We start from the raw sequence: 16,928 nt of genomic DNA, 5'->3' as shown, positions 1-16,928 counted from the left end.
GGCCCGCCTCCCTGCCGCACCGCCGGCGCGCAGACTAGCACGGAAACCCGCCGCGCCCTGCCCATCTTCTGTTGAAAAATATCCCGGGGGAGTCGCCGCAGGCGACGGGGGCAGCGCCCCCTCCTGCCCCCTACTCCTCGTCGAAGCTGAAGATGGCGAGGCTGCGTTCGCGTTCGTTCACCCGCAGGCGGCGGTTCAGCGGCGCGTGCGCCCGGGCGGCGCAGTCGGGCCGTTCGCACAGATAGCAGTTCAGCCCGATATCCACCGGCCGGATGCGGGCCAGATCGACCCCGTCGGCATAGATCAGCCGCGGCGCATAGGCCACGTCGCAACCCAGTCCGATCGCCAGACGCTGCGCCGGCTGGCCATGCGTGCCCCCGGCCCGCGTCACCGTGCGCGCGATCGAGAAATAGCTCTGCCCCTCGGGCATGCGGATCACCTGCGTCTGCACCTGTTCCGGCGTCTCGAAGGCGGCATGGATGTTCCACAGGGGGCAGGTGCCGCCGAAGCGCGAAAAGGGGAAGCGGCCCGCCGAGAAGCGTTTCGACATGTTCCCGGCCCGGTCCACCCGCACGAAGAAGAAGGGAATGCCCCGCGCCCCGTCGCGCTGCAGCGTCGACATGCGATGCGCCGTCTGCTCGAAGCTGGTGCCGAAGCGGTGCGACAGCAGTTCCACATCGTAGCGCGCGGATTCGCAGGCGGCGAGGAAGCGGCCATAGGGCATCACCAGCGCCGCGGCGAAGTAATTGGCAAGGCTGACCCGCAGCAGCGTCACCGTGGCCGGGTCCGACAGTTTCGCCTCGCCCACCAGCCGGGCGATTTCCGGCTCCTGTTCCAGCTTGGCCAGCAGCACCGCGATCTGGAAGCGGCGGCTGGACTGGCCCAGCAGTTCCGACAGCATCAGGTCCTTGCGGTGCAGGTCGAAGCGGCGAAGGTTTTCGCCCATCACCTCGGCGGGCAGGATCCGCGTGCGGATGCCATGCGAGGCCAGCCGCGCCGACAGCGCCACATGCGGCTCGTTCCGGTGCAGCTGCAACTCCTCGGCCAGCGCCTCGGCGGCGCGGTCGAGGCTGTCGACATAGTTGCGCCGGTCGTAGAACCAGACCCGCACCGTCTCGACCGGGCGCGAGCTTTCGGTCAGCGCCTCGACCTTGTCGCGGTCGGTCAGCGGGTTGTCATCGGCGAAGGGCCGCAGCACCGCCTCGCGATAGCGGTCGTGCAGGGTGACGAAGGCCTGCGCCAGCCGGGGCGAGGCGCGCAGCACCGCCTCCTGTTCCGCGCGCGGCAGGCCCGCCAGCCCCAGGGCCGGGTCCTTCAGCGCCGCCCCCAGATCCGCCGCCAGCTGCGAATCCGCGCTCGGCGCCAGTTCCGAGACGTTGAGGTCATAGACCTCGGCCAGCCGCATCAGCAGCTTGGCCGAGGCGGGGCGCTGATCGGATTCGATCAGGGTGATGTAACTGGGCGAGACGCCCAGTTCCGCCGCCATCTGCGCCTGCGTCAGACCCAGCGACTGCCGCAACAGCCGCAGCCGCGGGCCGACGATCAGCTTTTCGGTTCTGGCCATGTGACAAACCTTACAACTCTGCGCTGCAGCATCTGACATCGCTGACAGCCTCACCCTTTCGGAACGAGAAGATGCTGCGTGTGCCGCGTTACATTACTAGAATGACATCATCCAGACACGGAGTCACGACAATGCTCGACCGACCGTCCACCAGCCTGCCGCCCGTCATCCTGCGCAGCGCCCCCGAGGCAGATCGGGTGCTGACTGCCGATGCGCTGACCTTCCTTGCCGAGCTTCAGGGCCGCTTCGGGCTGCGCCTGAACGCGCTGATGGTCGCGCGCCGCCGCCGCCAGGAGCGCATCGACCGGGGCGAACTGCCCGACTACCTGCCCGAGACCAAGGAGATCCGGCAGGGCATCTGGGAAGCCGCCCCCGTGCCGCCCGTCCTGCGCGACCGCCGGGTCGAGATCACGGGTCCGGTGGACCGCAAGATGATGATCAACGCGCTGAATTCCGGCGCGAAGGTGTTCATGGCGGATTTCGAGGACGCGACCTCGCCCAGCTTTCCGAACATCATCGCCGGCCATGCCAACATGCTCGACTATCGCGACGGCACGCTGGAATTCGACGACGCGGCCAGCGGCAAGTCCTATCGGCTGGGCCCGGACCCGGCGCTGCTGATCGTGCGGCCGCGCGGGCTGCACCTGCAGGAGGCGAACCTGCTGATTTCTGGCCAGCCGGTGTCGGCGGCGCTGTTCGACTTCGGCCTGACGATCTTCCATTGCGGGCGGGCGCTGGCGGCCACGGGGCGCGGGCCGTTCTACTATCTGCCCAAGCTGGAAAGCCATGACGAGGCGCGGTTCTGGAACGACGTGTTCCTGTTCGCGCAGGACCGCGTCGGGCTGGAGAAGGGCACGATCAAGGCCACCGTGCTGATCGAGACGCTGCCCGCCGCCTTCGAGATGGACGAGATCGTCTGGCAGCTGCGCGACCACATCGCCGGGCTGAACTGCGGGCGGTGGGATTATATCTTCAGCTACATCAAGACCCTGCGCAATCACGGCGCCTATGTCCTGCCCGACCGGGCCGAGGTGACGATGGACCGCGCCTTCCTCGCCACCTATGCGGCGCGGCTGGTCAAGGTCTGCCACCGCCGCGGCATCCACGCGATGGGCGGCATGGCGGCGGCGATCCCGGTGAAGGGCGATCCGCAGGCCAACGAGGCGGCCTTCGCCCGCGTCCGCGCCGACAAGCTGCGCGAGGTCGGCATGGGCCATGACGGCACCTGGGTGGCGCATCCCGACCTGGTTCCTGTGGCGATGGAGGTCTTCGACGCCGAGATGCCGGGGCCGAACCAGATCCGCACGCAGCGGCAGGAATGGCGGATCGAACCCGCGATGCTGCTGAAGCCGCATGAGGGCCGCATCACCGAAGCGGGCGTGCGCACCAACATCACCGTGGCGATCGAATACCTCGCGCAATGGCTGTCGGGCCGCGGCGCCGTGCCGATCAACAACCTGATGGAGGATGCCGCCACGGCCGAGATCAGCCGCGCCCAGCTGTGGCAGTGGATCCGCCACGGCGCCGCCGTCGAGCTGACCGAGGGCGGCGAGCGCCGGCTGACGGCCGACTGGCTGGGCGAGATGGTGCAGGCCGAGATCGTGGCGATCCTCGACCGGGTCGGGCCGAACGGCTTCCACCGCGGGCGCTATGCCTCGGCCGCGCGGATCGTGCAGGAGGCGGCGACCGCCGCGGTGCTGCCCGACTTCATCACCACCGCCGCCTATGACGTGCTGAACGCGCTGGACTGAGCGGCCCCTCCCCCACGTCCGGCAGGCCATGCGTGCCTGCCGGCCCCCACTTGACGGAAGAAAGGATCGACATGACCCGCAAGAGCTTTGCCGAACTGCACCGCGCCGCGATGGCGCGCTATCCCTCGGGCCGCACGCCGGGCGGCGTCTCGGTGGACGATATCGTGCAGCTGAAGATGCAGAACAGCTACGACACCCATCTGGACATCGCCCGCGACATGGCGCGCGTGATGCGGGCCGACATGGCCGCCTATGACGCCGACCCGACGCTGTCGACCCAAAGCCTCGGCTGCTGGTCGGGCTTCCACGCCCAGCAGATGATCAAGTCGGTCAAGCGGCTGCGCGGCACCACGAAGCGCGCCTATGTCTATCTGTCCGGCTGGATGGTGGCGGGGCTGCGCAACCGCTGGGGCCACCTGCCCGACCAGTCGATGCATGAAAAGACCGCCGTGGCCGACCTGATCGCCGAGATCTACACCTCGCTGCGGCAGGCGGACGAGGTGGCGATCAACGACCTGTTCAAGGCGCTGAAGGCCGCGAAGACCGAGTCGGCGCGCGCCGAGGCCATCGCCGCCATCGACAGCTTCGAATCGCACGTCGTGCCGATCATCGCCGATATCGACGCGGGCTTCGGCAACGAACACGCGACCTACCTGCTGGCCAAGGAACTGATCAAGGCCGGCGCCTGCTGCCTGCAGATCGAGAACCAGGTGTCGGACGCCAAGCAGTGCGGCCACCAGGACGGCAAGGTCACCGTGCCGCGCGAGGATTTCATCGAGAAGCTGCGCGCCTGCCGTCTGGCCTTCGAGGAACTGGGCGTCGATGACGGGGTGATCGTGGCGCGGACCGACAGCCTCGGCGCCGGCCTGACCCAGAAGGTGCCGGTCAGCCAGCGTCCCGGCGATCTTGCCTCGGAATACATCAAGTGGCTGAAGACCGAGCCGATCACCGAGGAGAACCCGATCCGCGAGGGCGAGATCGCGCTTTACCAGGGTGGCGAGTTCGTGCGGCCCGCGCGGCTGCCGAACGGGCTGTTCCCCTTCCGCGAAGGCTCGGGCCGGGCGCGGGTGATCGAGGATTGCATCGCCTCGCTGACCGAGGGCGGCGCCGACCTGCTGTGGATCGAGACCGATACCCCGAACGTGGACGAGATCGCGGGCATGGTGGCCGAGGTGCGCAAGGCGGTGCCGAACGCCAAGCTGACCTACAACAACTCGCCCTCGTTCAACTGGACGCTGAACCTGCGCAAGCAGGTGCGCGCCCAGTGGATCGCCGAAGGCCGCATCGCCGCCGGCGACTATCCCGAGGGCAACGAGCTGATGAAGCCCGACTATGACGCGACCGAACTGGGGCAGGAGGCCGATGCCCGGCTGCAGCGCTTCCAGACCGACATCTCGACCCGCGCCGGCGTGTTCCACAACCTGATCACCCTGCCGACCTTCCACCTGACGGCGAAGTCGGTGGACGAGCTGAGCCAGGGCTATTTCGGCGAGGACAAGATGCTGGCCTATGTGAAGACGGTGCAGCGCGAGGAAATCCGCCGCGGCATCTCGGCCGTCAAGCACCAGCACGAGGTCGGTTCGGATCTGGGCGACACGTTCAAGGAGATGGTGTCGGGCGAACGGGCGCTGAAGGCGGGCGGCCATGCCAACACGATGAACCAGTTCGCGGCAGAGTAAGCCGCATCCCCCCGCTGTGCTCCCGGCGACCTGCCGGGCCGACAGGCGCCGTCCCGCAAGGGGCGGCGCGTTTTCGTGACACGGGTTTTCGTGACACGGGCGGCACTGGCCAAGGCGGGCGTTTGGCGCTAGAGGACGCTATCCCCTTCCGCCGGAGCATCGCCGATGAAAGCCGCCGTCATCACCTTCCCCGGGTCGAACTGCGACCGCGATCTGGCCGAGGGCTTTCGCCTGGCCGGGTTCGAGGTGGAGAAGGTCTGGCACAAGGAAACCGACCTGCCGCAGGGCACCGACATCGTCGGCGTGCCGGGCGGCTTTTCCTATGGCGACTACCTGCGCTGCGGCGCCATCGCGGCACAGTCGCCGATCGGCGCGGCGGTGCGCGGCCATGCCGACCGCGGCGGGCTGGTGCTGGGCATCTGCAACGGCTTCCAGATCCTGACGGAGATGGGCCTGCTGCCGGGCGTGCTGATGCGCAATGCCGGGCTGAAATACATCTGCAGGCCGGTGGGCCTGCGCGTCGCCACCAGCGACAGCCCCTTCACCGCCGGCATGGCCCGGGGCGCGCGGATGACGGTGCCCATCGCGCATCACGACGGCAACTACACCATCGACCCCGAAGGGCTGGCTCGCCTGCAGGGCGAGGATCGCATCGCCTTCACCTACGAGGCCAACCCCAACGGCTCGATGGCCGATATCGCCGGCATCCTGTCGGCCAACCGCCGGGTGCTGGGAATGATGCCGCATCCGGAACGCGCCACCGACGCCACCCATGGCGGCACCGACGGATCGGCGCTGTTCCGCTCGATTCTCGGTGCGATGGCGGCCGCCTGACCGGGCGCGGCTTGAGGCTGTCCGGGCGGGCCGGTAATCTGGCCCGCATGACGCTGAGCGAGCTTTCCGCCGCGGCCCCTGCGGCCGATCCGCCGCGCCGCAGCCCGTGGTGGCTGCGCGGCGCGGTCGTGGCGCTGATCGTCGCGTCCATCGCCATCATCTGGGTGACGAATGCCTGGATGACGGCGCGGCTGACCGAAACGACGCGCAACCGGGCCGAGGTGCGGGTCGCGCTGTATACCGGCAACATCATATCGGAACTGCAGCGCAATTCGGTGGTGCCGCTGCTGCTGGCGCGCGACCCGGAACTGATCAACGCGCTGTCCACCGGCAATTTCGCCCTGACCTCCGCCCGGCTGATCTCGGCCCAGAAGGAGATCGGCGCCGCCTCGATCCAGCTGCTGGACGCGACGGGGCGGGTGGTGGCGGCGACCGACCGCAACCAGCTGGGCGTCAACGAGGGGGCGTCGCAGCATTTCATCACCGGATTGCGGTCGAAGGACACCGTCTTCACCCTGGGCGAGACGGCGAGCGGCGGGTTCGAGTTCAGCTATTCGCGCGCCGTGATGTCCGACAACGCTATCGCCGGGGTGATCGTCGTCGGCGTCGATCTGTCGAAGTTCGAGCGCAGCTGGTCCGTCATCGCCGATGCCATCGCGGTCACCGACAGCGAGGGCCGGATCATCCTCGCCACCGAACCGCGCTGGCGCGGGCTGACGATGGACCAGGCGCTGGCGGTGCGTTCTGCCCCCTCGGCGATCCAGCGGGCGCTGCAGGCCACGACCGACTGGGCCAACGAACCGCCCGACGCCTATGTTCAGGGCGAGGCGGTGATGCGCATCGACAGCCGCGTGCCCTTCCGCGGCTGGCGCATGACCTCGTTCTCCACCTACGATTCCGTGCGGGAACGGGTGAACGCGGTGCTTGCGCTGGAAATCATGGGCATCGCCATCCTGCTGGCGCTGGCCTTCTACATGCTGTCGCGCCGCGCCCGGTCGCAAAGCCGGGTGCTGCTGCGGGAATCGGCGGAACTGCGGCAGCTGAACAGCCGGCTGCAGCGCGAGATCGCGGAACGCGAGAAGGCGCAGAAGGACCTGGCCGTGGCGGAACAGACGCTGGCGCAATCGTCGAAACTGGCGGCACTGGGCGAGATGTCGGCGGCGGTCAGCCACGAGCTGAACCAGCCGCTGGCGGCGATGAAGACCTATCTGGCGGGCGCGCGGCTGCTGCTGCAGCGCGACCGCCCGGCCGAGGCGCTGTCCTCGTTCCAGCGCATCGACGATCTGATCGAGCGGATGGGCGCGATCACCCGGCAGCTGAAATCCTATGCCCGCAAGGGCGGCGAGGCCTTCGAGCCGGTGGACCTGCGCGCCTGCCTCTCCTCGGCACTGACGATGATGGAGCCGCAGCTGCGCAGCCGGCAGGTGCGGATCGTGCGCAGCCTGCCCCGCCAGCCGGTGATGGTGATGGCCGACCGCATCCGCCTGGAACAGGTCATCATCAACCTGCTGCGCAACGCGCTGGACGCCACGCGCGAGGCGAAGGACCCGCAGATCGAGATCCTGCTGGCGGCGGGCGAGACGGCGCGGATGACCGTGCGCGACAACGGCCACGGCATCGCCGATCTCGACAAGTTGTTCGAGCCTTTCTGGACAACGAAAAAGCCAGGCGATGGGGTAGGATTGGGTCTGGCGATCAGTTCTGGTATCGTCAGCGATCTGGGCGGCCGCCTGACGGCGCGCAATGCCCCGGGCGGCGGTGCCGTTTTCGAGATGCAGCTGCCGATCCTCGGGGGCGAGGCGCGCGCGGCGGAATGAGCAGCGGGCCTGCCCGCAGATCCCGGGCCCGCGCCACCCCGCGCGCACCCGGACCGGATGAAGAACGACCAAGCGGAGAACACAAAGCATATGGCACGCATGATGAAGGTCGCGATCGTCGATGACGAGCAGGACATGCGGCAGTCGATCAGCCAGTGGCTGGCGCTGTCCGGCTTCGATACCGAGACGTTCGGCTGCGCCGAGGATGCGCTGAAGGCGATCGGCAACGACTGGCCCGGCGTGGTGGTGTCGGACATCAAGATGCCCGGCATGGACGGCATGGCCTTTCTCAAGCGGCTGATGAGCCAGGACAGCGGCCTGCCCGTCATCATGATCACCGGCCATGGCGACGTGCCGATGGCGGTCGAGGCGATGCGGCTCGGCGCATGGGACTTCCTCGAAAAGCCATTCAATCCCGACCGGATGACGGAACTGGCCAAGCGCGCGACCCAGGCCCGGCGGATGACGCTGGATGCGCGGCAGCTGCGCAAGGAACTGTCCGACGGCACCGGCATCATGCAGAAGCTGATCGGCACCTCGCCGGCGATGGAACGGCTGCGCGAGGATATCCTCGACCTCGGACAGGCCGACGGACACGTGCTGATCGACGGCGAGACGGGCACCGGCAAGACGCTGGTGGCCCATGCGCTGCATGCGGTGGGGCCGCGGGCCAGCAAGAAATTCCTGTCGCTGTCCTGCGCCGCCTTTTCCGAGGACGTGCTGGCGGCACGGCTGTTCGGCCCGTCCGAGGAAGGCGCCCCCCTGCCGCTGGTGGAAGAGGCGCGCGGCGGCACCTTGCTGCTGGAGGATGTCGAGGCGCTGAGCCAGGGGCTGCAGGCGCGGCTGCTGACCTTCATCAACGAACAGGGGACGCCGCCCGAAACCCGGATCATCGCCATCTGCAACGACCACCAGCAGGGCCGGACCGTCGAGGATGCGCTGCGCCCCGACCTGTACTACCGGCTGTCGGCGCTGAAGATCACCCTGCCGCCGCTGCGCGCGCGCGGCGAGGACATCCTGACCCTGTTCACCCGGATGACCGAACAGTTCGCCGAGGAATACGGCTGCGACGCCCCGGCCATCACCGCGCAGGAGGCAGCGCAGCTGCTGCAGGCGCCCTGGCCCGGCAATGTGCGCCAGCTGATCAACGTGGCCGAACGCGCCGTGCTGCAGAACCGCCGCGGCTCGGGCTCCATCGCCTCGCTGCTGATGACCGAGAACGAGGCGCAGGGGCCGACGATCTCGACCGAGGGCAAGCCGCTGAAGGAATATGTCGAAAGCTTCGAGAAGATGCTGATCGACAACACGATGCGCCGCCACAAGGGTTCGATCACCTCGGTGATGGACGAGTTGTGCCTGCCGCGCCGGACCCTGAACGAGAAGATGGCCAAATACGGGCTCAGCCGGTCGGACTACCTGTGAGGCGCCACCTGCCCCGGGGGCCTGTCCCGGGGGCCTTCCGCGCCCGGCGCCGGGGCCGGTCCGGGTGCCGGTTGCGAAAAAAGCGGATTGTGTTTTCCGCGCCATGACCGCTAATGTCCGGAAATATCGGCTGGGCCTGCCTTGGGCGTGCCGCCGATCCGCCAGTTTCGCTGCCGCCACCGGTCCGCGCCCGCCTTGCGGGCGGCGTCCGTGGCGGTCCGGATAGGGCCGAAAGGCCATCATTGCCCGACCGGCGCCCCTTCGGGTGCCGCCGGGCCAAACCAAAAGGCAGGCCCCGGTTACTCCGCGCCTGCCGGGACAAGAACCGCGATGCAGCGCGCGAAGTCGATCGGGCAGGACAGGGCCGGCCATACCGCCGCCGCCCTGCCCGCGCCTTCCTCCGGCCGCCTCGCCTCAACACAATCACGCGGACCCCGCCCCGCCCGGCCCCGGCATCTGCCCCGGCCGGCGGGCGTGTCGCCGCGTGCGAGATACGGACAACATGACAAAGAAGATGCTCATCGACGCCACCCATGCGGAAGAAACCCGCGTGGTCGTGGTGGACGGCAACAAGGTCGAGGAATTCGACTTTGAGACGGTCAACAAGCGCCAGCTTGCCGGCAACATCTACCTCGCCAAGGTAACGCGGGTCGAACCCTCGCTGCAGGCGGCCTTCGTCGATTACGGCGGCAACCGGCACGGCTTCCTCGCCTTCTCGGAAATCCATCCGGACTATTACCAGATCCCGCTGGCGGACCGGCAGGCGCTGCTGGCCGAGGAAAAGGCCTATGCCGATGCGCTGGAGGCCGAAGAGGCCGCCCGCTCGCGCAAGCGGCCGAGGCCGCAGCGCCCCGCCGCCGCGGAACGCGCGACCCATGGCGACGAGATCGCCGGAATGGACATCGTCGACCTGTCCGAGGATGAACCCGCTGCCGAGGCCGGGGATGCCGCGCCCTCTGCCGGGATCGCCGAGGACATCGCGGCGGGCGCCGACCCGGCCGTGCACGATGCCGAATTCGAGGCCGAATCCGAGCCCGAGGCGGACGAGCCCTATGTCGCCGCCAACCACGCCACCGAGACCGATGACGAGATCGAATCGGTCGCCGAGGAGGACGTGGCCGAGGAAATCCGCGCGCCGCGCAAGCCCCGGGCCCGCCGCTACAAGATCCAGGAAGTGATCAAGGTCCGGCAGATCATGCTGGTCCAGGTCGTGAAGGAAGAGCGCGGCAACAAGGGCGCGGCGCTGACCACCTACCTGTCGCTGGCCGGGCGCTATTGCGTGCTGATGCCCAACACCGCGCGCGGCGGCGGCATCAGCCGCAAGATCACCAATTCCGCCGACCGCAAGAAACTGAAGGAAATCGCCTCGGAACTGGAGGTGCCGGAAGGCGCCGGCCTGATCATCCGCACCGCGGGCAGCCAGCGCACCAAGACCGAGATCCGCCGCGACTATGAATACCTGATGCGGCTGTGGGAACAGGTCCGCGACCTGACGCTGCGGTCGATCGCGCCGGCGCAGATCTACGAGGAAGGCGACCTGATCAAGCGGACGATCCGCGACCTCTATTCCAAGGACATCGACGAGGTGATCGTCGAGGGCGAGCGCGGCTATCGCGCCGCCAAGGACTTCATGAAGATGATCATGCCGCCGCTCGCCAACACGGTGAAGCGTTACGGCGAATCGCTGCCGCTGTTCGCGCGCTATCAGGTAGAAAGCTACCTGACCGGCATGTTCAACCCGGTCGTGCAGCTGAAATCCGGCGGCTACATCGTCATCGGCGTGACCGAGGCGCTGGTTGCCATCGACGTGAACTCGGGCCGGGCCACCAAGGAAGGCTCGATCGAGGACACGGCGCTGAAGACCAACATCGAGGCGGCGGAAGAGATCGCCCGCCAGCTGCGCCTGCGCGACCTCGCCGGGCTGATCGTCATCGACTTCATCGACATGGAAGAGCGCAAGAACAACGCCGCCGTCGAGAAGCGCCTGAAGGACAAGCTGAAGACCGACCGCGCCCGCATCCAGGTGGGCCGCATCTCGGGCTTCGGCCTGCTGGAGATGAGCCGCCAGCGCCTGCGCCCGGGGATGCTGGAATCGACCACGCAGCCCTGCGCGCATTGCCACGGTACCGGCATCATCCGGTCCGACGACAGCCTCGCCCTGTCGATCCTGCGCGCGATCGAGGAGGAAGGCACCCGCAAGCGGTCGCGCGAGGTGCTGCTGAAGGCGCCGATCGGCGTTGTAAACTTCCTGATCAATCACAAGCGCGAACATATCGCCCAGATCGAGGCGCGCTTCGGCCTGTCGGTGCGGGTCGAGGCGGACCCGGCGCTGATCTCGCCCGACTTCTCGCTCGAGAAGTTCAAGACGGCGGTGCGCAACGTGCCGGAACCGGGTTCGGTGATCTCGGCCAATGCCGCGCTGATGCCGGATCTGGAGGAAGAGGAGGACGAGGTCGCGGTCGACCTGCCCGAGGACGAGGCCGAGGAGACCACCGCGCCGCAATCGGCCGAGGCCCGCGGCGAGCCGCGCCCGGCCGAGGGCGAGGGCGAACGCGGACCGAAGAAGAAGCGCCGGCGCCGGCGGAAGAAGAAATCCGGCAACGGCGCCTCGGGTCCGCAGGGGGCCAACGGCACCGCGTCCACGGACGAGGATGACGGCGAGGATGACGGCAGCTTCGACGGCGACGACGACACCTCGGACGACGAGTCCGTCGCGGCGCAGCCCGCAGAGGCGGCGGAACCTGCCCCGGCGCTCGACGCGGTGACGCCCGAACCGCTGCTGGCGGCAGAGGCGGCGGCAGCCGACACCGCGGCCGACCTCGTGGCCGAGCCGGCCAAGGCCCCGGCCCGCAAGCCCCGCAGCAAGAAGGTGACGGCGGAAGGCGAGGCCGAGGCGGCAAAACCCGCGAGCAGCCGCAGCCGCACGACCGGTTCCCGGTCGAAGGCCGCCGCCGCGAAGGCCGACGTCGCGGCCGAGGCCGGTGCCGAGGCCGGTGCGGAGGCGGGCGACGCCGTGGCCGAAACCTCGCCCCGGAAGAAGGCCCCGGCCAAGCCCCGGACCAGCCGCGCCAAGGCGGCCCCGGCCGCCGGGACGGCTGACACGGCGGAGGCCGGCACCCCGACTGGCACCGCCACTGGCACCGCGGCCGCGCCGAAGCCGCGCAGCAGCCGGGCGAAGAAGCCCGCCGCCGCAGCGGTGACCGAGGCGGAACCGGCCGACCTGCAGCCCGCCGAGGCCGCACCGGAACCGGCGCCGCAGCCGGTGCCCGCGCCTGCCCCCGCCCCCGAGGCGAGGGCGGTGGAGCCCGAACCGGCCGCCGCCGAGGACGGGGAGGCCGACGACAAGCCCCGCCGCCGCGGCTGGTGGTCGCGCTGAGGCACAGACGCGAAAGGCCGGGCAATCGCCCGGCCTTTTCGTTTCTCGCCCCCCGTGGCGGTATCGGCGATCAGTCCTCGCCCGCCACCCGCGCCCCCCGCCGGATCAGATAGACCCGCTCCTCCCCCGCCTGTTCGGCGCCGATCAGCTCGTGCCCGGCCCCGGCGCAGAAATGCGGCATGTCGATCCACGAGGCGGGATCGGTGGCCAGAACCCGCAGCACCGCGCCCGGCCGCATCCCCGCAAGCGCCTTGCGCGCCTTCAGCACGGGCAGCGGGCACAGAAGGTGGCGGGCATCGAGCACCGCCTCTGGTTCGTCGGTCATCATCGGCGCCGGATAGGGGCGGCGGGGCGATTTGTCACGCCGGAATCGCCCCGCCCCGGCCGCTTTCCACGCCGAAATGATCGGGCGCGGCGCCCCGCGCAGGTGACGACGCCGCCGCCCTCGGCTATGGGGGGGCATGTTCGGCATCGACCTTCTCGACGCGGGGTTCCTCCCCGCCGCGCTCGTGGCGCTTTTCGGCGGGCTTCTGTCCTTTCTCAGCCCCTGCGTCCTGCCCATCGTGCCGCCCTACCTCGCCTATATGGGCGGGATCGGCATGGGCGACCTGCGCGAGGGGCGGCGCAGCGGCCAGGCGCTGCTGGCCGCGGCCTTCTTCGTGCTGGGCCTGTCCACCGTCTTCCTGTTCCTCGGCTTCACCGCCTCGGCCTTCGGGCGGTTCTTCCTGCAGAACCAGGGCTGGTTCAACGCCGCCGCGGGGATCATGGTGATGATCTTCGGCGCGCATTTCCTCGGCGTGATCCGCATCCCGATCCTGCTGCGCGAGGCGCGGATGGATGCGGGCGACCGGGGCGGCTCGGCGCTTGGCGCCTATGTGCTGGGGCTGGCCTTCGCCTTCGGCTGGACGCCCTGCATCGGCCCGCAGCTCGGCCTGATCCTCAGCCTCGCCGCGCAGGAGGAGAACCTCGTCCGCGGCACGACGCTGCTGGCCGTCTACGCGCTCGGCCTCGGCATCCCCTTCCTGCTGGTCGCGGCCTTCTTCCCCCGGCTCGGCGGCCTGCTGGCCTTCATGAAGCGCCATATGGAGCGGATCGAGCGGATCATGGGCCTGCTGCTGTGGACGGTCGGGCTGCTGATGCTGACCGGCGGCTTTTCGCAGTTCTCGTGGTGGCTGCTGGAAACGGTGCCGGCGCTGGCGCGGATGGGCTGAACCGGCGTTAAGCGGGCGGAAAGGCGGGCGTGGCTAGTCTCCGGCCATCCCCAGCCGGAGCCGCCCGATGCCCGCCATCCGCCTCGCCTCCCCCGCCGCCTGCCGCGCCGCCAGCCTCGCCGCCAGCCTCGCCCGCGTTCTGGTGGCCCTCGCGGCCCCCGTCGCATGTTCCGCCCCCGGCGCGTTCGCCGGCGAACGCATCGACATGGCGGCGCGGCTGACCTCTGCCCTCGACGCGGTGGAGGCACAGGTCGTCCGCCCGCTGGCCGCCGACCCCGAGGTGATCGCGGCGGTCGCCGCCGCCAACGCGGACCGGCTGCCGCTGGACCAGCCGGAGATCGAGCGGCTCGACCGGCAGTGGCGGGCCGAAATCGGCCGGCAGGACCGCGCGACCATCGCCGCCATGCTGGCGGCGCCCCTGTCCGCCCGGCTGCGCGACCGGGTGAAGGCCGATCCCCGGATCGCCGAGATCCTGGTCACCGACAACCGGGGGCTGAACGTCGCCCTCTCCGCCGCCACATCCGATTTCTGGCAGGGCGACGAGCCCAAGTTTCTGGTGCCCTTCGCGGCCGGACCGGACGGGATCCTGCGCGGCGCCGTCGAATACGACGAATCCAGCCACCGCTTCGTCGTCCAGATCTCGGCCACCGTCGCCGACCCCGCCACCGCCGCGCCCGTCGGCACCATCACCGTCTCGGTCGACGCGGCGGCGCTGTGATGTCGCAACCGGATCGCCCTGCCTCAACCGCCGCTCCCGTGGAACCCGCAATGACCCCTGCCCCTTTCCGCCTGCTGCCGCGCGCCCTGCGCAGCCTCTATGCCCGGACGGCGCTGCTGCTGGCCCTGTCCGTCACCGCCGTCGCCGCGATCCTGGCGGTCGAGGCCGGCATCTCTGCCCGCAGTCAAAGCCGGGACGAGCTGGTCCATGAAACCAGGGTGTTGACCGAACTGCTGGCCACGGATGCCAGCGGGTTGCTGGCCTTCGACCGGCCCGACCTGGTCGGGAACCTCATCTCCCGCGCGACGGAGGGCGCGACCCGGCCCGCCGCCATGGTCGTGTTCGGCCTCGATGCCAGCGCGGTCGCGCGCCTCGGGCCGGAGGATCCGGAGCTGGAAAGGCTCGCCTTGCAGTCCCAGGCCGAGGGTCGGACCGTCACCGGGACCGGCGGCACGATCGCCGTGCCCAGCCGGTTCGGCAAGGACGGGCTGACGGTGGGGGCGGTCGCCACCCGCCCCGACTTCGCGACCATCCGCGGCGCGGTGCAACGGCACGCCGCGGTGCAATCGGCGATCGGGCTCGGCCTTCTCGTCATCGTGCTGGCCATCGTCATCCCGGTGCTGCGCAACACCCTGTCGCGGCCGGTGATGGCGCTGAACGCCGCCATGGCGCGCATCGCCGCGGGCGACCATGCCGCCGCCGTTCCCGGCACCGGCCGGGGCGACGAGGTGGGCGAGATGGCCAGAACGCTCCTCGGCTTCCGCGACCGACTGGCCGCGGGGGAAGAGGCGGCACGGCAGGCCCTGCTGCAGGGCGCCGCGCTGAACGCCAGTTCCGCCGCCACCATTATCACCGACTCCGGCCATCATATCCTGCATGTCAACGCGGCCATGACGTCCCTGCTTGCGACCCATGCCGCGGCCTTGCGCGTGCTGAACCCGCAGTTCGACCCCGCCGCGCCCCAGGGCTTCCGCGCGGACCGGCTTTTTGCGCAAGGCGCCGGAATCGCCGCGGCCCTGACCCACAAGGACGCGCGGCAGGAGGCCGAGCTGCGGCTCGGCGACACGCTGATTGCGCTCAGCGTGGCACCGATCCATGACGCGGCAGGCCAGCGGGTGGGGCATGTCGCCGAATGGCGCGACGTCACCGCCGCCCGGCGCGACGCGGCGGTTCTGGCCGCGCTCGATGCCATGCAGGCGCGCGCCGACTTCTCCCCCGAGGGCCGGCTGATCGCGGCCAATGACGGCTTCCTGCGGCTCGCCGGCATCGCCCCCGCCACCGGGGCGGGGCAGGATATGTCCCGCATGCTGCATCTCGAAACCGGCGCGGATCTGGTGCCGCTGTTCGCCGCCGCCGGCCGGGACGGCATCTCGGGGCGCATCCGCCTGGGCCAGGGCGACCGCGTCGCGCTGATCGACGGCCCCCTCGCGCCGATCCGCGGCGCCGAGGGCGAGGTGACGCGCTTCGTGCTGCTCGGCACCGACGTGACCGAAATCACCGCCGAACGCGCGCGGGCCGAGGCCGAACGGGGCAAGCTGCTCGCCGCCCAGGCCGATGTGGTCGACCGGCTGCGCCAGGGCCTCGCGCGGCTGGCCGAGGGCGATCTCGCCCAGGGCATCGCCGCACCGTTCCCCGACGGCTATGAAACGCTTTGCGAGAACTTCAACGGCGCGGTCGGAGGGCTGCGCGACGCGCTGCGCCGCCTGTCGGACACGGCGGGGGCGATCCGGCTCGAATCCTCGGAAATCTCCGGCGCGGCCGACGAGCTCAGCCGCCGCACCGAACGTCAGGCGGCCACGCTGGAACAGACCGCCGCCGCGCTGGACCAGCTGACCACCTCGGTCGCCAGCGCCGCCGAGGTGGCGGGCCGGGCCAACAGCATGGTGACCGAGGCGCGCGCCAGCGCCGAACGGTCCGGCAGCGTTGTGCGCGAGGCCGTCTCGACCATGGGCGAGATCGCGGAAAGCTCGGAACGCATTTCGCGGATTACCGGCGTGATCGACGAAATCGCCTTCCAGACCAACCTCCTCGCGCTCAATGCGGGGGTCGAGGCCGCCCGCGCCGGCGAGGCCGGTCGGGGCTTCGCCGTCGTCGCCTCGGAAGTCCGGGCACTCGCACAGCGCTCCTCCGATGCCGCACGCGAGATCGCGGGGCTGATCGCGGCCTCCTCCCGGCAGGTCACCCGGGGGGTCGATCTGGTCGGTCAGGCCGGCGCGGCCCTGACCGGCATCGAAAGCGCGGTGGCCGACATCCATGGCTGCGTGGCAGACATCGCCACATCCGCCCGCGAACAGAGTTCAGGCCTGGCCGAGATCAACCTTGCGGTGGGCCAGCTCGACCAGGTCACCCAGCAGAACGCCGCGATGTTCGAAGAGACAACGGCGGCGAGCCACGCGCTGACGCGCGAGGCCGAGGCGCTGGCCGAAACCATGCAGCGTTTCCGCACCGGCGACGACCCGGCCGCACCTGCCCCCCGCCCGGCCGCACCAGCGCCGCGCGGTCGCGCCGCGGCAGGACAGCCGGTGGCCGGCCGGGCCGGCGAGCGCGGCGCAAGGC

Annotated in this window: 11 protein-coding genes; 9 read left to right on the top strand and 2 right to left on the bottom strand. The window is 70.0% G+C overall.

What is annotated here, in order from left to right:
* Window positions 1-130 precede the first annotated feature (130 nt).
* Window positions 131-1,564: a helix-turn-helix domain-containing protein gene (locus EEY80_RS19485; RefSeq protein WP_126979534.1), complete on the bottom strand. Its 1,434-nt coding sequence runs from the start codon at window positions 1,562-1,564 to the stop codon at window positions 131-133.
* 131 nt (window positions 1,565-1,695) lie between these two features.
* Here EEY80_RS19485 and aceB point away from each other — a divergent pair, with 131 nt between their 5' ends.
* From aceB to EEY80_RS19455, 6 genes are all read left to right on the top strand, one after another.
* Window positions 1,696-3,315 (top strand): malate synthase A, encoded by a 1,620-nt coding sequence (gene aceB / locus EEY80_RS19480; RefSeq protein ID WP_126979532.1) that lies wholly within the window; start codon window positions 1,696-1,698, stop codon window positions 3,313-3,315.
* 71 nt (window positions 3,316-3,386) lie between these two features.
* Window positions 3,387-4,994, top strand: coding sequence for an isocitrate lyase (locus EEY80_RS19475; protein WP_126979530.1), 1,608 nt, complete (start codon window positions 3,387-3,389; stop codon window positions 4,992-4,994).
* 165 nt (window positions 4,995-5,159) lie between these two features.
* Window positions 5,160-5,828: a phosphoribosylformylglycinamidine synthase subunit PurQ gene (gene purQ / locus EEY80_RS19470; protein WP_126979528.1), complete on the top strand. Its 669-nt coding sequence runs from the start codon at window positions 5,160-5,162 to the stop codon at window positions 5,826-5,828.
* Window positions 5,829-5,875: 47 nt separating this feature from the next.
* A complete protein-coding gene (locus tag EEY80_RS19465; protein ID WP_126979526.1) occupies window positions 5,876-7,645 on the top strand; it encodes a sensor histidine kinase in 1,770 nt (589 codons plus the stop codon).
* Window positions 7,646-7,735: 90 nt separating this feature from the next.
* Window positions 7,736-9,067 carry a sigma-54-dependent transcriptional regulator gene (locus tag EEY80_RS19460; protein ID WP_126979524.1) on the top strand — a complete coding sequence of 444 codons (1,332 nt, stop codon included), beginning with the start codon at window positions 7,736-7,738 and terminating at the stop codon, window positions 9,065-9,067.
* A gap of 502 nt (window positions 9,068-9,569) precedes the next feature.
* Window positions 9,570-12,443 (top strand): Rne/Rng family ribonuclease, encoded by a 2,874-nt coding sequence (locus EEY80_RS19455; RefSeq protein WP_126979522.1) that lies wholly within the window; start codon window positions 9,570-9,572, stop codon window positions 12,441-12,443.
* 70 nt (window positions 12,444-12,513) lie between these two features.
* On the opposite strand, the gene EEY80_RS19450 is transcribed toward EEY80_RS19455, so the two are convergent.
* Window positions 12,514-12,768, bottom strand: a complete 255-nt coding sequence (locus EEY80_RS19450) for a sulfurtransferase TusA family protein (protein ID WP_126979520.1) — start codon at window positions 12,766-12,768, stop codon at window positions 12,514-12,516.
* Window positions 12,769-12,904: 136 nt separating this feature from the next.
* Here EEY80_RS19450 and EEY80_RS19445 point away from each other — a divergent pair, with 136 nt between their 5' ends.
* The 3 genes from EEY80_RS19445 to EEY80_RS19435 form a co-directional block, all read left to right on the top strand.
* Window positions 12,905-13,654: a cytochrome c biogenesis CcdA family protein gene (locus EEY80_RS19445; RefSeq protein ID WP_126979519.1), complete on the top strand. Its 750-nt coding sequence runs from the start codon at window positions 12,905-12,907 to the stop codon at window positions 13,652-13,654.
* A 67-nt stretch (window positions 13,655-13,721) separates the two neighbouring features.
* Window positions 13,722-14,372, top strand: coding sequence for a hypothetical protein (locus EEY80_RS19440; protein ID WP_235829921.1), 651 nt, complete (start codon window positions 13,722-13,724; stop codon window positions 14,370-14,372).
* Window positions 14,373-14,422: 50 nt separating this feature from the next.
* The coding region (locus EEY80_RS19435; protein WP_164738332.1) for a methyl-accepting chemotaxis protein at window positions 14,423-16,928 on the top strand (2,506 nt) is incomplete at its 3' end.

This window comes from Frigidibacter oleivorans, from assembly GCF_003993775.1.
GTDB lineage: Bacteria > Pseudomonadota > Alphaproteobacteria > Rhodobacterales > Rhodobacteraceae > Frigidibacter > Frigidibacter oleivorans.
The sequence above is the reverse complement of the archived record's forward strand: the minus strand, read 5'-3'. Positions and strand labels throughout refer to the sequence as shown.

What these genes read in the sequence shown, in the direction of transcription:
- EEY80_RS19465 (WP_126979526.1), top strand. Translation starts at nt 5,876, where the DNA reads ATGACGCTGAGCGAGCTTTCCGCCGCGGCCCCTGCGGCCGATCCGCCG.
- aceB (WP_126979532.1), top strand. Translation starts at nt 1,696, where the DNA reads ATGCTCGACCGACCGTCCACCAGCCTGCCGCCCGTCATCCTGCGCAGC.
- EEY80_RS19460 (WP_126979524.1), top strand. Translation starts at nt 7,736, where the DNA reads ATGGCACGCATGATGAAGGTCGCGATCGTCGATGACGAGCAGGACATG.
- EEY80_RS19440 (WP_235829921.1), top strand. Translation starts at nt 13,722, where the DNA reads ATGCCCGCCATCCGCCTCGCCTCCCCCGCCGCCTGCCGCGCCGCCAGC.
- EEY80_RS19450 (WP_126979520.1), bottom strand. Translation starts at nt 12,768, where the DNA reads ATGACCGACGAACCAGAGGCGGTGCTCGATGCCCGCCACCTTCTGTGC.
- EEY80_RS19475 (WP_126979530.1), top strand. Translation starts at nt 3,387, where the DNA reads ATGACCCGCAAGAGCTTTGCCGAACTGCACCGCGCCGCGATGGCGCGC.
- EEY80_RS19445 (WP_126979519.1), top strand. Translation starts at nt 12,905, where the DNA reads ATGTTCGGCATCGACCTTCTCGACGCGGGGTTCCTCCCCGCCGCGCTC.
- EEY80_RS19455 (WP_126979522.1), top strand. Translation starts at nt 9,570, where the DNA reads ATGACAAAGAAGATGCTCATCGACGCCACCCATGCGGAAGAAACCCGC.
- EEY80_RS19485 (WP_126979534.1), bottom strand. Translation starts at nt 1,564, where the DNA reads ATGGCCAGAACCGAAAAGCTGATCGTCGGCCCGCGGCTGCGGCTGTTG.
- purQ (WP_126979528.1), top strand. Translation starts at nt 5,160, where the DNA reads ATGAAAGCCGCCGTCATCACCTTCCCCGGGTCGAACTGCGACCGCGAT.